General features: G+C 65.7%; 14 protein-coding genes. 5 read left to right on the top strand and 9 right to left on the bottom strand.

Annotated elements, in window-relative coordinates:
* Positions 1-93 precede the first annotated feature (93 nt).
* The 4 genes from QX034_RS21515 to petA all read right to left on the bottom strand — a co-directional run bounded on the left by QX034_RS21515 (position 94) and on the right by petA (position 5940).
* A complete protein-coding gene (locus QX034_RS21515; protein ID WP_315706751.1) occupies positions 94-768 on the bottom strand; it encodes a dienelactone hydrolase family protein in 675 nt (224 codons plus the stop codon).
* A 155-nt stretch (positions 769-923) separates the two neighbouring features.
* Entirely contained in the window at positions 924-3122 is a 2199-nt protein-coding gene (locus tag QX034_RS21510) for a tetratricopeptide repeat protein (protein ID WP_315706752.1), read from the bottom strand.
* 158 nt (positions 3123-3280) lie between these two features.
* Positions 3281-5344 carry a cytochrome c1 gene (locus QX034_RS21505; protein ID WP_315706753.1) on the bottom strand — a complete coding sequence of 688 codons (2064 nt, stop codon included), beginning with the start codon at positions 5342-5344 and terminating at the stop codon, positions 3281-3283.
* 65 nt (positions 5345-5409) lie between these two features.
* Positions 5410-5940 carry a ubiquinol-cytochrome c reductase iron-sulfur subunit gene (petA, locus tag QX034_RS21500; RefSeq protein ID WP_315706838.1) on the bottom strand — a complete coding sequence of 177 codons (531 nt, stop codon included), beginning with the start codon at positions 5938-5940 and terminating at the stop codon, positions 5410-5412.
* A gap of 276 nt (positions 5941-6216) precedes the next feature.
* Here petA and QX034_RS21495 point away from each other — a divergent pair, with 276 nt between their 5' ends.
* The 5 genes from QX034_RS21495 (at position 6217) to QX034_RS21475 (ending at position 9451) form a co-directional block, all read left to right on the top strand.
* Positions 6217-6684, top strand: a complete 468-nt coding sequence (locus QX034_RS21495; protein ID WP_315706839.1) for a tRNA (cytidine(34)-2'-O)-methyltransferase — start codon at positions 6217-6219, stop codon at positions 6682-6684.
* A gap of 108 nt (positions 6685-6792) precedes the next feature.
* Entirely contained in the window at positions 6793-7425 is a 633-nt protein-coding gene (gene queE / locus QX034_RS21490; protein WP_315706840.1) for a 7-carboxy-7-deazaguanine synthase, read from the top strand.
* A gap of 18 nt (positions 7426-7443) precedes the next feature.
* Positions 7444-7812 (top strand): 6-carboxytetrahydropterin synthase, encoded by a 369-nt coding sequence (locus tag QX034_RS21485; RefSeq protein ID WP_315706754.1) that lies wholly within the window; start codon positions 7444-7446, stop codon positions 7810-7812.
* A gap of 14 nt (positions 7813-7826) precedes the next feature.
* Positions 7827-8714: an oxygen-dependent coproporphyrinogen oxidase gene (gene hemF, locus QX034_RS21480; RefSeq protein WP_315706755.1), complete on the top strand. Its 888-nt coding sequence runs from the start codon at positions 7827-7829 to the stop codon at positions 8712-8714.
* A 5-nt stretch (positions 8715-8719) separates the two neighbouring features.
* Complete coding sequence (locus tag QX034_RS21475; RefSeq protein ID WP_315706756.1) at positions 8720-9451, top strand: HAD family hydrolase; 732 nt, start codon at positions 8720-8722, stop codon at positions 9449-9451.
* Between the two features lie 137 nt (positions 9452-9588).
* Here the strand turns inward: QX034_RS21475 and QX034_RS21470 are convergent, their stop codons facing one another.
* The 5 genes from QX034_RS21470 to QX034_RS21450 form a co-directional block, all read right to left on the bottom strand.
* A complete protein-coding gene (locus QX034_RS21470; protein WP_315706757.1) occupies positions 9589-10449 on the bottom strand; it encodes an alpha/beta hydrolase in 861 nt (286 codons plus the stop codon).
* Positions 10450-10809: 360 nt separating this feature from the next.
* The gene (locus QX034_RS21465; RefSeq protein ID WP_315706758.1) at positions 10810-12063 is read right to left on the bottom strand and encodes a CCA tRNA nucleotidyltransferase; all 1254 of its coding nucleotides are present in this window, start codon (positions 12061-12063) and stop codon (positions 10810-10812) included.
* Positions 12060-12323, bottom strand: coding sequence for a DUF6111 family protein (locus QX034_RS21460; RefSeq protein WP_315706759.1), 264 nt, complete (start codon positions 12321-12323; stop codon positions 12060-12062). Before QX034_RS21460 ends, QX034_RS21465 begins: the two co-directional genes overlap by 4 nt.
* Positions 12320-12979, bottom strand: coding sequence for a CoA pyrophosphatase (locus QX034_RS21455; protein WP_409977542.1), 660 nt, complete (start codon positions 12977-12979; stop codon positions 12320-12322). Before QX034_RS21455 ends, QX034_RS21460 begins: the two co-directional genes overlap by 4 nt.
* Before the next feature lie 8 nt (positions 12980-12987).
* Positions 12988-13599 carry a DUF1285 domain-containing protein gene (locus QX034_RS21450; RefSeq protein WP_315706761.1) on the bottom strand — a complete coding sequence of 204 codons (612 nt, stop codon included), beginning with the start codon at positions 13597-13599 and terminating at the stop codon, positions 12988-12990.
* Between the last annotated feature and the right edge of the window lie 223 nt (positions 13600-13822).

Raw genomic sequence — 13822 nt, 5'->3', positions numbered from 1 at the left:
GCTGCGCCATTCGCCACACAATTGGTGTCGTCTCGGCTCAAGGCCGGGACGACAGTTGAAATTGCCACGCCAACTACACAAACCGTGACTGCCTCACCCCAGATGCTTATGGAAGAACGCGGTCGCGCGGCCCCAGGCGAGCTCGGCGGCCTCGCGGTCGTGCACCGAGGCGCGCTGCTCGTTCACGAAGGCATGCTCGGCATCGTAGCGATAGAGCTCGAGAGATTTGCCGGCATCCTTCATCGCCTTCTCGAAGCCGTCGACCAGCGCCGGCGTGCACCAATCGTCCTTGTTGGCGAAATGCGCCTGCAGCGGAATCTTCACGTCGGCGGGCTTGGCCGCCTGCTCCGGCGGGATGCCGTAGAACACGACGCCGGCAGCAAGTTCCGGGATCTTGGTGGCGCCGATGATGGTGACGGCGCCGCCGAGGCAGAAGCCGGTCAATCCCACCTTGGCGCCGGTGCGCGACAGATATTGTGCGGCGCCGCGCACCGTCTGCGTGGTGGCATCCATGAAGTCGAGCGAGTTCATCTCGCGGCCTGCGGCGTCCGTGTCGTGATAGGGCACCACCTTGCCCTTGTAGAGATCGGGAGCCAGCGCATCGAAGCCGGCCAGCGCAAAGCGGTCGCACATGCCCTTGATCTGCTCCTGCAGGCCCCACCATTCCTGGATCACGACCACGCCGGGCGCGTTGCCGCCGGCTGCGTTGGCCAGATAGCCGCTCGCGTCCTTGCCGTCGGGGCGCTTGAAGGTGATGAGGGTGCCCATGGATGTCCTCCGTCGTGAGGTTTGTTGTTCAAGTGGGATTGATGGCCATTGTGGCCGCTGCGCGAAGGTCAGGCAACTGGCCTTCGCCGGATCGTGACCGGCCGCAATAGGTGGCGGGTAGCGGACACATGTGACGGGCCGACAACGGCCGATCATCACGCAGCTGCGATCCTTGCCTTGCGGGCTCTGAGTTCGCCGAGCGCCGTGCGCACCCGCGCGATCACGTCGTCCCAGTCGCGGCTGTCGCTCTGCCGGAACAGGCGCGCGGTCCGATACCAGGGACTGTCGTCCCGGTCGAGCAGCCAGCGCCAATCCGGCGCGTGGGTCAGCATGATCCAGACCGGCTTGCCGAGGGCGCCTGCGAGATGCGCAACGCCGGTGTCGACCGAGATGACCAGGTCGAGCTGGGAGATCAGCGCCGCCGTATCGGCGAAATCCCCCAGCCTGTCGCTGACATCGAGAATTCCGCTCTGCGCCAGCAGCTCCGCCTCGCCGTCGCGCAACTGCTTCTGCAGGCTCACGAAGCTCGCATCGATTCCTGAGAGCGGCAGCAGGTGGCGGAGCTCCATCGATCGTTCGCGATCGCGGACATGGTTGGGATTGCCGGCCCAGGCGAGCCCGATCCTCAGAGGGCGCCCGTTGCCAAGCAGCGTCGCCCACTCCGCCGCGGCATTGTCGGGCGCGCACAGATAAGCTCCGTCGGCCGGGATCGTCTCCAGCCCGGTCCCGAATGCCAGCGGCAGGCTCGGCAGCGGGCAGCGGAGATCGACATCGGGAATCGGATCGCCCTTGGCGATGACCTGGCTGCTGCCCGCAAGCGTCTGCATCAAGCGAGAGAGCGGCCGTTCGACCTCCAGCACGACGCGCGCGCCGCGCGCCGCGACCAGAGGCACGTAGCGGCAGAACTGGACGGAGTCGCCGAACCCCTGCTCGCTGTGCAGCAGGATCGTCTTGCCCGTAAGATCTTCGCCGCGCCATGACGGCTGCGGCAGCGCCCGCGGCGTCAGCCGCGCGACCGGCGCCTGGTGCCGCCACTCATAGCCGGCCCATCCGCCGGCGAGGTCGCCGGTGACGAGACTGGCGAGACCCTTCAGGAAGCGCGCATCCGCGTAATCCGGCCGCAGCGCCAGCGCGCGATCGTAGCTCGCCAGCGCCTCGTCGAAGCGTTTGAGATCGGACAGAATGATGCCGCGATTGGCGTGAGCCTCGGCGTAGTCCGGCCGCGCCGAGATCGCCTGGTCCTGGCTGGCCAGCGCCTCCTCCAGCCGCCGCAGCCTGTGCAGAGTCACGCCGCGGTTGTTGAGAGCGGCCGCATCGTCCGGCTGCATGATGACCGCCTGATCGTGGTCCGCCAGCGCCTCGCCATAGCGCGCGAGATCGTGGAGGACGACGCCGCGATTGGTCAGCGCCTGGACATTGTTCGGTTGCAAGACGAGCGCGCGCTCGAAGCTTTGCAGGGCCTCATCCAGACGCCCCAGCTCGTGCAGCAAGGCGCCGCGATTCACGTAGGCCTCGGCATGGCCGGAATCGAGCGCGATCGCCCGATCGTAGCTCGCCAACGCCTCGTCCGGGCGCTTGAGGTCATGCAGCGTGAGCCCGCGCTCGACCAGCGCGTTCGGATCGTTCGCGCGCAAGGCCAGCGCGGCCTGATGGCTTGCGAGCGCCTCCTCGAGCCGGCCGAGCCGGCGCAGCGCGATCGCGCGGTTGTTGAGTGCATCGACGTGCCTGGGCTGCAGCGCAAGCACGCCATCGTAATCCACCACGGCCTCCTCGAACCGCGCCAGCGCACTGTGGGCCATGCCGCGATTGACCAGCGCCTCGACAAAAGCGGGGCGAAGCGCAAGCGCTTGGCCATAGCTCTCCAGCGCCTCGGCTTGGCGGCCCAGGGCCTGCAGCACGACGCCACGATTGTTCAGTGCCTCGGGATAGTCGCCCTGCAGCGCCAGCGCGCGGTCGTAATCGGCCAGCGCCTCATCGAGCCGCCCGAGCTCCTGGAGGACGGCGGCGCGGTTGTTGAGCACGCTGACATGATCGGCGCGCAGGGCGAGCGCGCGATCAAAGCTCTCCAGGGCATCCTTAAGCCGCCCCGTCGCCTTCAACAGCGCGCCGCGATTGCTCCAGGCTTCGACGAAGTCGGGCCGCAGCGCCAACGCACGGTCGTAATGCACGAGCGCCTGCTGGTTGCGCCCGCGCGCCATGTGGATCACGCCCAGCAGGTTGAGGGTGATGGCGGAGGCAGGATCGGCCGACAGGATCTTGAGGCAGGTCTTCTCCGCCTGGCCGAGCTTGCCTGCGGCATAGGCCTTCAGGGCGATATCGAAAACCTGCGAGACGGTAAGGGAGACGGTCTTCATTTCCGATAAGCCGAGCGAGCTGGATCATCCAGATCTATCTGACTCGCGCGGATTCTGGCTAGCTCCCAAGCCCGCCTGTCGCGGGAGAGGAAATGACGCGACAACAAAAAAGCCCCCGAAGGGGCTTTTTCAGATCGCATCAAGCTCGTCCGATCGCATCAATGCGCGGCGGCCCAGACCCTCTTCTTGGTGAAGTACATCAGGCCGGCGAAGATGATCAGGAACACGAAGACCTGATAGCCGAGCTTCTTGCGCGCTTCCATGTGCGGCTCCGCCGCCCACATCAGGAAGGTCGCGACGTCGTGGGCGTATTGCTGCACGGTGGCCGGCGAGCCGTCGTCGAACGTCACCTGGCCGTCGGACAGCGGCGGCGGCATCTTGATCGCGTGCCCCGGGAAGTACTTGTTGTAGTACGAGCCATCGGGAAGCGAGAAGCCGGCCGGCGGATTAGCCTCGAAGCCCTGCAGCAGCGCGTCGATGTAGTTCGGCCCCTGCTCCTGGAACTGGGTGAAGAAGTCGAAGATGAACCAGGGGAAGCCGCGCTCATAGGAGCGGGCCTTGGCGATCAGCGACAGGTCCGGCGGGGCCGCGCCGCCATTGGCCGCACGCGCCGCCTGCTCGTTCGGGAACGGCGAGGGGAAATAGTCGGCGACCCGGCCCGGACGCTCGAACATGTCGCCGGCGTCGTTGGGGCCGTCCTTGATCTTGTACTCGGCGGCGAAGGCCGCGGCCTGCGCCGCCGTGTAACCAGGTCCACCGTCCTCAGCCAGATTGCGGAACGCCACATAGGACAGCGAGTGGCAGTTCGAGCAGACTTCCTTGTAGACCTTCAATCCGCGCTGCAGCGCACCGCGGTCATAGGTCCCGAAAGGACCGGCGAACGACCATTTCAGCGACGGCGGGGTGCCCTCCTCCGCGGCACGGGCCTGGCCAATCGAGCCCGCGAACAGCGTGGCGGCGACGAACAGCGCGATCACCGTCGAGACCATCGGCACGCGGCCGGACTTGGCCAGCACGTCGTCGGCGATCGAGTTCGGCAGCGGACGCGGCTTCTCGATGCGGGCAAGCAGCGGCAGCACGATCAGGAAGTAGGCGAAGTACAGGAACGTGAGGATGCGGCCGGCGATCACATAGATGCCCTCCGGCGGCTGGGCGCCGAGATAGCCGAGCAGCACGCACACGATCACGAAGATCCAGAAGAACTGCTTGCCCAGCGGCCGGTACTTGTTGGAGCGGGTCTTGGCGGAATCGAGCCAGGGCAGGAACACCAGCACGATGATCGCCGAGAACATCGCGATGACGCCGGCCAGCTTGTTCGGGATCGAGCGCAGGATCGCGTAGAACGGCAGGTAATACCATTCGGGCACGATGTGGGCCGGCGTCACGCCCGGATTGGCCGGGATGTAGTTGTCGGCGTCGCCGAGATAGTTCGGCATGTAGAAGATGAACCAGGAATAGAAGATCAGGAAGCAGGCGACGCCGAAGAAGTCCTTGATCGTCGCATAGGGCGTGAACGGCACCATGTCCTTCTCGGTCTTCGGCTCGACGCCGGCCGGGTTGTTCTGGCCGACCACGTGCAGCGCCCAGACGTGCAGCACCACGACGCCGGCGATCAGGAACGGCAACAGGTAGTGCAGCGAGAAGAAGCGGTTCAGCGTCGGGTTGCCGACCGAATAGCCACCCCACAGCAGGGTCACGATGCTCTCGCCGAAATAGGGCACGGCCGAAAACAGATTGGTGATGACGGTGGCGCCCCAGAAGCTCATCTGGCCCCACGGCAGCACGTAGCCCATGAAGCCGGTCGCCATCATCAGGAGGTAGATGATGACGCCGAGGATCCACAACACTTCGCGCGGCGCCTTGTACGACCCGTAATAGAGGCCGCGGAACATGTGGATGTAGACGGCGAAGAAGAACATCGAGGCGCCGGCGGCGTGCATGTTGCGCAGCAGCCAGCCGTAGTTCACGTCGCGCACGATCAATTCGACCGAGCGGAAGGCGAGATCGGCGTTCGGCGTGTAGTGCATCGCCAGGATGACGCCGGTGACGATCTGCAGACCCAGCATCACCGACAGGATCGCGCCGAACGTCCACCAGTAGTTCAGGTTGCGCGGCGTCGGATAGGCGATGAAGGATGAGTGGACCAGGCTGATGATGGGAAGTCGCTGTTCCAGCCATTTCACGGCAGGATGGCTCGGCTGGTAGTCGGAAGGTCCACTCATGATGCGTTCCTGAAGAAATATTATCTTGGCATGATCAGCGCTGGGCCGCTCGGGCAAACGCCCGATCAGCCGATCTGGATCTTGGTGTCGGAAACGAACTGGTAGGGCGGAACGGGCAGGTTCGCCGGGGCCGGCCCCTGGCGGATGCGGCCGGAGGCGTCGTACTGGGAGCCATGGCAGGGGCAGAAGAAGCCGTCGTAATTGCCCTCATGCGCGATCGGAATGCAGCCGAGATGGGTGCAGATGCCGATCACGACCAGCCACTGCTCGTGGCCCGCCTTGGTGCGGGACTGGTCGGTGGCGGGATCGGGCAGGCTCGACAGCGGCACCGCTTGCACCTCCTCGACCTGCTTCTTGGTGCGGTGGGAGATGTAGATCGGCTTGCCGCGCCAGAACACCTTGATGTCCTGACCTTCGGCGATCGGGGCGAGATCCACCTCGATCGGGGCGCCGGCGGCGATGGTCGAGGCATCGGGGTTCATCTGGGCAATAAAAGGCCAGAGCGTGGCCACTCCCCCGACGGCGGCCACCGCTCCGGTGGCGACGAACAGGAAGTCCCGGCGTGTCGGGTGATCCACAGTAGACGCTGTCACGATTCCAACCCTTTCTTATCGTTGCAGCCGGAGGAACCGCCCCGTTCGACGTCCACCACGTGACCGGGAGATGCCTGCCGGCGCCCGCGACCCCCGCGGCGGCAGAAATGGGCGCGCTCCACCGCCCCTGGTGGAACACCCCGTCCAGAATCGATCTATTGGCACCCTTGCGATACGAGCGCAAGCCCGCTATCGGCCGGTTCGTGCGCCATGCACCACATCCGCCGGGACAAGCGGATTTTCGGCACCATTTTCCTTAAAGCCCTGAGACTCGTTTGCATGCAGATCGCGCTCTATCAGCCGGACATTCCGCAGAATACGGGCACGATTCTGCGGCTGTGCGCCTGCCTCGGTGTGGCCGCACATATCATCGAACCGGCCGGATTTCCGGTCTCCGACCGGCTTTTCCGCCGCGCGGGAATGGACTATCTGGACCGCGTGACGTGGCTGCGACACGACTCGTGGGCGGCTTTCGACGCCTGGCGGACCGAGAGCGGTCATCGCCTGTTGCTGTTCACGACCAAGGGTGCAACCTCCTACCTGGATTTCGCCTATCGGCCGAACGATATCCTGCTGTTCGGACGCGAAAGCGCCGGTGTTCCGGAAGCGGTCAGCGAGGCGGCGGACGCGCGGCTCCTGATCCCGCTCCAGCCGGGATTGCGCTCGCTCAATGTGGCCATGGCCGCTGCCATGGCAATCGGCGAGGCGCTGCGGCAGACGAGGCACGGGGCGGGCGCCGAGTCGTGACCGGCCCGCGCTGAGCATTGTCGCAAGCGATTGCCAAGCTCCCTCTTCCCGCACGCGGGCAGAGGTGACAACCACATGGCGCTGGAAGCTCGAGGAGACCTGACGACGGTGAGCTACGCGGTGAAAGAAATCTTCATGACCCTGCAGGGCGAAGGCGCCCATGCCGGCCGCGCCGCCGTGTTCTGCCGTTTTGCCGGTTGCAACCTGTGGAGCGGCCGGGAGCAGGACCGCACCGACGCCATCTGCCGGTTCTGCGACACCGATTTCGTCGGCACCGACGGCACCCTGGGCGGGCGCTATGCCACGGCCGAGGAGCTCGCCGATACCATCGCGGGGCAATGGACAGGGGGCGAGGCCAACCGCTATACGATCCTGACCGGCGGCGAGCCGCTGCTGCAGGTCGATGCGGCGCTGATCGAGGCCCTGCACGCGCGCGGTTTTGCGGTCGGGCTCGAGACCAACGGCACGCTGCTTCCGCCCGAGGGCATCGACTGGATCTGCGTCAGCCCCAAGGCCGGCGCCGAGCTGAAGCTTCGTCACGGCCACGAATTGAAGCTGGTGTATCCGCAAGCGGGCGCACGGCCTGAGGACTTCGAGACGCTGGCCTTCGAGCGCTTTTCGCTGCAGCCGATGGACGGGCCTGAGGCGGCCGAGAACACCGCGCGCGCAACCGAATACTGCCTGACGCATCCGCAGTGGCGGCTCAGCCTGCAGACGCACAAGATGATCGGGATCAGATAGAGGATTTAGACCTTCACGATGTGGGAATTGACCAAATCGTTCACCTTCGAGGCCGCGCACACGCTGCCGATCACCACGCTCGGCGAAGCGAGCCAGGAGATCCACGGCCATTCCTTTCGCGTCGAGGTGACCGTACGCGGCAACACGACCAATCCGGACACCGGCATGGTGGTCGATTTCGGCGTACTGACGCAGAGCCTCGCCGAGATCCAGAAGATGCTCGACCACAAGTTCCTCAACAAGATCGAGGCGATCGGGCTGCCGACGCTCGAGAACCTGTCGCGTTTCATCTACGAACGGGTCCAGCATATTGGAGAGGTCACCAAGGTCAGCGTCCATCGTGACAGCTGCCACGAGACCTGCACCTATTTCGGACCGCAATCGTAGACCGGGGACAGCCGATGGATACAGCCGCAATCGAGGATCACAAGGCACGCGCGCGGGCCTGGTTCGAGCGTCTGCGCGACGACATCTGTGCCGCCTTCGAACGGCTCGAGGACGAGGCGCCGGCGGAGCTTTATCCCGGTAGTCCCGGCCGTTTCGTGCGCACGCCGTGGGAGCGCACCGACCATTCCGGCGCCAAGGGCGGCGGCGGCGTGATGGGCATCATGCATGGCCGGCTGTTCGAGAAGGTCGGCGTGCATTGCTCGACCGTGCACGGCGAATTCGCCCCCGAATTCCGCAGCCAGATTCCCGGCGCATCCGAAGACCCGCGGTTCTGGGCATCCGGCATCTCGCTGATCGCGCATATGTGGAATCCGAATGTGCCGGCGGTGCACATGAACACCCGCTTCGTCGTGACCACGAAGGCATGGTTCGGCGGTGGGGCCGACCTCACGCCCGTGCTCGACCGGCGGCGCAATCAGGACGATCCTGATACGATCGCCTTCCATGCGGCGATGAAACGGGCCTGCGATGCGCATCACGCAGTGGCGCCTTACGACAAATACAAGAAGTGGTGCGACGAGTATTTCTATCTGCCGCACCGGAAGGAGCCGCGCGGCATCGGCGGCATCTTTTACGACCACCACGATTCCGGCGACTGGGAGGCGGATTTCGCCTTTACCCAGGATGTCGGCCGCGCGTTCCTTGCTGTCTATCCCGACCTGGTCCGGCGCAATTTCGGGGCGCCCTGGACGGAGGCCGATCGCGAGGAGCAGCTGATCCGCCGCGGCCGCTACGTCGAGTTCAACCTGCTCTATGATCGCGGCACCACCTTCGGGCTCAAGACCGGCGGCAATGTCGAGTCCATCCTGTCGTCGATGCCGCCCGCGGTGAAATGGCCCTGAGCCCGATGATCCCTGCCCTGCCCCGCGCCATGCTGATCGACATGGATGACACCATCCTGTCGGCTTATGGCAAGCCCGAGCTCGCCTGGACCATCATCGCCACCGAGTTTGCCGGCGAGATCGCGCCCTACGAGCCGCAGGTCGTCGCGGCGGCCATCACCGGTGCCGCGCGCCAATTCTGGTCGAATGCCGGCGCCGAGTGGCGGCTGAAGCTGATCGAGGCGCGGCAGCTCGTGGTGAAGGGCGGCTTTGCCGCGCTGGCCGCATCCAGCGGTCGCGTGTTGCCAGATGACCTCGCCGTGCGCATCGGCGACCGCTTCACGGCCTATCGCGAGGAGCAGATGTTCGTGTTCCCCGGCGCGCATGAGGCGATCGACGAGTTGAAGGCGCGCGGCGTCAGGCTGGCGCTGGTGACGAACGGCGCCGCCGACATGCAGCGCGCCAAGATCGAACGCTTTGCGCTGGCGCACCGTTTCGACCACATCCAGATCGAAGGCGAGCATGGCTTCGGCAAGCCGGAGGAGCGCGCCTATCGGCATGCGATGGAGGCGCTCGGCGTTGCGCCGCAGGACACCTGGATGGTCGGCGACAATCTGGAATGGGAGATCACAGCTCCCCAGAAGCTCGGCATCTACGCGATCTGGATCGACGTCCACGGCGACGGCCTCCCGGAAGGCTCCGATGTCAAACCCGACCGCATCATCCGCTCACTGACCGAACTGGTGCCGGACGCCTGAACGAACGACCCGGCCACCTTTGGAGCGCCCAGCGCGCCGCAACCTGTCGAAGCCAAGCCCTCCTGGTGGTCGCGCGTCCAGAACTGGGACCGCCGCCTCTCAGTCGCCAAGGGCACCCCGGTCCGGACCGCGGCGAACTAGCGTTCCGGCGCGTGATGCGTGCGACCGATCCGCGCGATGTCCTCTGCCAGACGCTGAGCATGCGTCACCATCACGCCGTGGGCGACGTCCGGGTAGACGATCAGTTCGGCGCCAGGGATGAGCTCGGCATAACGGCGCGCCGTCAGCTCGAGCGGCGCCGAGGCGTCCCGGTCGCCGTGGATCATTGTAACCGGCAGATCAAGTGCCGCCACCTCGGCCCTCAGATCGGCATTGACGATCTCGCGCTGAAAGCCGAGCGCCGAACGGCGCGAGGTATTCATGATCATCGCCGCGATCCAATCCAGTGTGCGGCGGGTGGCTCCGGGGGCAAAGGGCTCGGCATTGGCATCGATCCAGCCCGGCAGATCGGTCGCGAGCTGATGTGCGATGGCGTCGACGACGTCATCGGGAAAGCCGAGCGGATTATCCGGCTGGCGCCGCATGCACGGCCCCGTGGCTCCGACCAGCACCAATCGCGCCAGACGCTGCCGGCCATGGCGCGTCGCGTAGCGGATCGCCTCGCCCGCCGCGCCGGAGTGCGCGACGAGCACGACATCACGCAGCTCGCGACAGCTCAGCACGCAGGCAAGATCATCGGCCAGCGCATCGTAGGTGTAGTTGCCGGGATCGGTGGAGCGGCCGTGACCGCGACGATCATAGGCGAGGGTGCGAAAGCCGCGATCGTTCAAGACCGTCATCGTCGCGCCCCAGATGGAGCTTTCGGTGGCCCAGCCGCCAAGCAGCACCACTGGAGGCCCTGAACCCCAATCACGAACATAGAGGTGATGGCCGCGGTCGGTCGCAACGATGTCTGCGCAGGGCAGCGGCTGTGGGTTGGTGGCAATGGTGTCGGGCATGTGCGTCACTCCTGGAGCGGTCGCAGGAGTTTGCTCCGGCGTCGGCCCCCAACGCGATTACGTCGCGGGTAAACGGGGCTGGACCTTCGACGCGCAACCACCGACCAAGCCGCGGCTGATCGCGTTCGTGTTCTATTGACATCCGCAGGACACGCTTCCTCAACCAGCCGCGCCGGTTACAGGGCGCGCTACGGCAGGAGATCCTGCCGTAACTGATCGGCAACTTGCTCAAGCTTTAGTCGAATGCGGCCTCCGGGGAGGACGCCAGCCCGGTGTGCGCAGCTTCGAGCGATCGGATGATGTCCTTCCAGACGCGGTCGCAATGCAGTTCGATCTCACAGGCGCCGCGTCGGCAGGCGTTCACGACCGCCCGTCGCGGTGGATGCGTGCTGCAGCCTGGTCGGCGATCGCGTGCAGGCGCGGCGCATCGAGCGGAAAATCCGCGGCGAGCCAAGCATCCTCGGCCAGCGTCAGCACGTGACCGAGCAGCGGGCCTTCGGCGATGCCGCGGGCGATGAAGTCGGCGGCTTTGAGCGGAAATTTCGGCGGCGAGAACCGCTGCGGCAGAAGCGCGAGATCGCGCCAGCGTGGCGCGTCGCGGTCGCGCCCGGCCCGCGCCCAGCCAAGCAGCAGCCGGTCGCGATAATTGGTCTCGCCGAGCCGATAGAGCAGCCGCCGCGCCCGCGCCTCGTCGGCCGAGGCGAGCCGCCACCAGCGATGTCCCATCGAATCCAGCGCCTTGGTCTCGGCATTGGAGAGCTTCAGCCGCGTGCCGAGGCGGCGCGCGTCCTCCGTGACGGCGACCGCGAGCGCGGCGAGCCGGCGGATCGGGTTCGGCGAAAGGCCAAGCTCGCGCTCCGCGGCGACCATTGCGGCGAACGGACCGAGATAGGCGACGCCGCCGAGGATCGAGGTCAAGAGGCCGGCATCCACCATCGCGGTCAGCGCGCCGGCCGCGCCGTCGGCGACCAGAAGCTTCAGCATCTCCATGCGCACTCGCTCGGCCGATAGCGTGACCAGGCCGGCACGGGCGGCAATACAGGCGAGATAGCCCTCGCGGTCGGGCTCGCCATGGCCGAAGGCGGCATGGATGCGGAAGAAGCGCAGGATGCGCAAATAGTCCTCGGCGATGCGCTGGGCCGGATCGCCGATGAAGCGAACCCTGCGCACGGCGATGTCGGCGAGACCGCCGACATAATCGTGCACAAGGCCGTCGGCGGTCACCGACAGCGCGTTCATGGTGAAATCGCGCCGATGCGCGTCGCCGACCCAGTCGCGGCCGAACTCGACCTTGGCCTTGCGACCGAAGGTCTCCGTGTCCAGGCGCAAGGTCGTCACCTCGAACGGATGGCCCTCGAGCACCAGCGTCACCGTGCCGTGGTCGATGCCGGTCGGCACGCTCTTGATCGCGGCGACCTTCGCGCGACGGACCACCTCGGCCGGAAGCGCCGTGGTGGCGATGTCGACGTCGCCGATGGGAATGCCGAGCAGCGCGTTGCGCACGGCGCCGCCGACCACGCGCGCCTCCTCGCCGTCGCAGTTCAGGAGCGCCAGCACGCGGGCAGCCGGACCGGATCTGAGCCAGGGCGCATCCAGCATCTGCGCGTCGGTCATCGCTCAACTCCGGGAACGAGTTTGCCGTGCTCGATATGCGCCGGCGTGTAGGTGGAGTTCGGCGGCGCGCCGGAGAACTGAGCGAGCAAAACGAGGCTCACGATCACCAGCACGAGCGCTGCCACCGTGAGCTTCGCGATCAGGGCGAGCGGCCAGGCGGCCGGCACGAACAAGCCGGAGCGGGTCGCCAACAGAAACAGCGCGTAGACGGCAAAAGGAATGAGGAAGATCCCGATTTCCGTCAGAATGGATCGGATCATGAGAGATAGATCCGCTCATACAACAGCCGCAGGATCCCGGCCGTCGCGCCCCAGATATAGCGCTCGGCAAACGGCATTGCGTAATAGGTCCGCTCCATGCCGCGGAATTCCTTCGCATGCAGCTGATGATTGGCAGGGTTCATGAGGAACGACAGCGGCACCTCGAAGGCGTCGTCGACCTCGCCCTGGTTGATCTTGAGCGCAAATCCGGGCCGCACCCGCGCCAAAGTCGGCAGGATACGGAAGCCGAAAGCGGTGCCGTAGACATCGAGATAGCCGATCGGATCGACGAAGCCGCGGTCGAGCCCGACCTCCTCCTCGGCCTCGCGCAAGGCGGCATCGAGCGGCGAGGCGTCGGTCACGTCGATCTTGCCGCCGGGAAAGGCGATCTGCCCGGCATGGTTGGACAGATGCGCGGAGCGCTGGGTCAGGAGCACGGTCGGCTCGGGATGCTCGACCACCGGAATCAGCACGGCGGCGGGACGAATCGGCTGCTCGCGCGCGATGATCTCGAGCATGCGATCGGTGCCGGAATCCCCGCTCTCGGGAATGATGTTCGGATCAAGCAGCGCGGGCGGCACATCGAACCGCAGTCGCTGCCGGCCACGCTCAAAAAAATCGGCTGAGCTGAGCACGGCCGCCCCATTCCTCACCATGGCCTCGGTCAACCTGCGGCCCTCACCTCTTCCGCATCCGCCATCGGGAAGAAGTCGCCGCCCGACTCCAACCCAAACACCGCCCGACCATCGATCATCCGCTCCTCACCCATGTCAACCAGCTCATAGTAGAGCGGCCGCGTGACTTTGGCCCAGAGCCCGGCGCGAACGTGCAGATAGGGGGTGAGCCCGCCGCCCTCGCCCGGCTCGAACCGCAGGCGATGCGCCGCATCGCAGGCCACCCAATCATCAACATTGGTGCGAAAATGCAGCAGCCGGCCGCCTTGGCCTGGTTCGACCCGCATTTCTACGGCCATGAAGGGCGCATCGTCGACGCGGATGCCGACCTTCTCCACCGGCGTGACAAGGAAATATTTGTCGCCCTCGCGCTTGAGAATTGTCGAAAACAGGCGCACCAGCGCAGGCCGGCCGATCGGCGTGCCCATATAGCTCCAGCTACCGTCCGAGCCGATTCGGATGTCGAGATCGCCGCAAAATGGCGGATTCCACAGATGCACCGGCGGCAGCTTTCCGGAGGCGCTCGCCGTGCTGGCGGCGGCGGTCAGACGATCGAGGCCTGGACCGGTCCCGGCATCCGTGCTCTGCCCTTGGTTCGCCATTGTTTCCTCTGAGGTTGCGCTATCGGCCTTGGCACGATTGGTGCAGATTATCTTGGTGCAAATTGTCTTGGTGCAAATCGTCATCGCAGAACGACTGGTAAAAGTTCCGGATGCGGGCGCCCTGACCAGAGGTCGCCATATCGTGATGCGCTCGATACCCCAGAATGCCGATAAGATGGGGATAGTTTAACTCAACGAATACAGAGCCTTCGCGCAATCTGGC

It is taken from the genome of Bradyrhizobium sp. SZCCHNR3119 (assembly GCF_032487775.1).
Taxonomy (GTDB): Bacteria; Pseudomonadota; Alphaproteobacteria; order Rhizobiales; family Xanthobacteraceae; genus Bradyrhizobium.
This window is presented reverse-complemented; position numbering and strand designations above follow the sequence as displayed.

Bases quoted from the DNA above. Each gene is read 5' to 3' on its own strand.
- QX034_RS21515 (WP_315706751.1), bottom strand. From the start codon at position 768: ATGGGCACCCTCATCACCTTCAAGCGCCCCGACGGCAAGGACGCGAGC.
- QX034_RS21510 (WP_315706752.1), bottom strand. From the start codon at position 3,122: ATGAAGACCGTCTCCCTTACCGTCTCGCAGGTTTTCGATATCGCCCTG.
- QX034_RS21505 (WP_315706753.1), bottom strand. From the start codon at position 5,344: ATGAGTGGACCTTCCGACTACCAGCCGAGCCATCCTGCCGTGAAATGG.
- QX034_RS21495 (WP_315706839.1), top strand. From the start codon at position 6,217: ATGCAGATCGCGCTCTATCAGCCGGACATTCCGCAGAATACGGGCACG.
- QX034_RS21485 (WP_315706754.1), top strand. From the start codon at position 7,444: ATGTGGGAATTGACCAAATCGTTCACCTTCGAGGCCGCGCACACGCTG.
- hemF (WP_315706755.1), top strand. From the start codon at position 7,827: ATGGATACAGCCGCAATCGAGGATCACAAGGCACGCGCGCGGGCCTGG.
- QX034_RS21475 (WP_315706756.1), top strand. From the start codon at position 8,720: ATGATCCCTGCCCTGCCCCGCGCCATGCTGATCGACATGGATGACACC.
- QX034_RS21470 (WP_315706757.1), bottom strand. From the start codon at position 10,449: ATGCCCGACACCATTGCCACCAACCCACAGCCGCTGCCCTGCGCAGAC.
- QX034_RS21465 (WP_315706758.1), bottom strand. From the start codon at position 12,063: ATGACCGACGCGCAGATGCTGGATGCGCCCTGGCTCAGATCCGGTCCG.
- QX034_RS21460 (WP_315706759.1), bottom strand. From the start codon at position 12,323: ATGATCCGATCCATTCTGACGGAAATCGGGATCTTCCTCATTCCTTTT.
- QX034_RS21455 (WP_409977542.1), bottom strand. From the start codon at position 12,979: ATGGTGAGGAATGGGGCGGCCGTGCTCAGCTCAGCCGATTTTTTTGAG.
- QX034_RS21450 (WP_315706761.1), bottom strand. From the start codon at position 13,599: ATGGCGAACCAAGGGCAGAGCACGGATGCCGGGACCGGTCCAGGCCTC.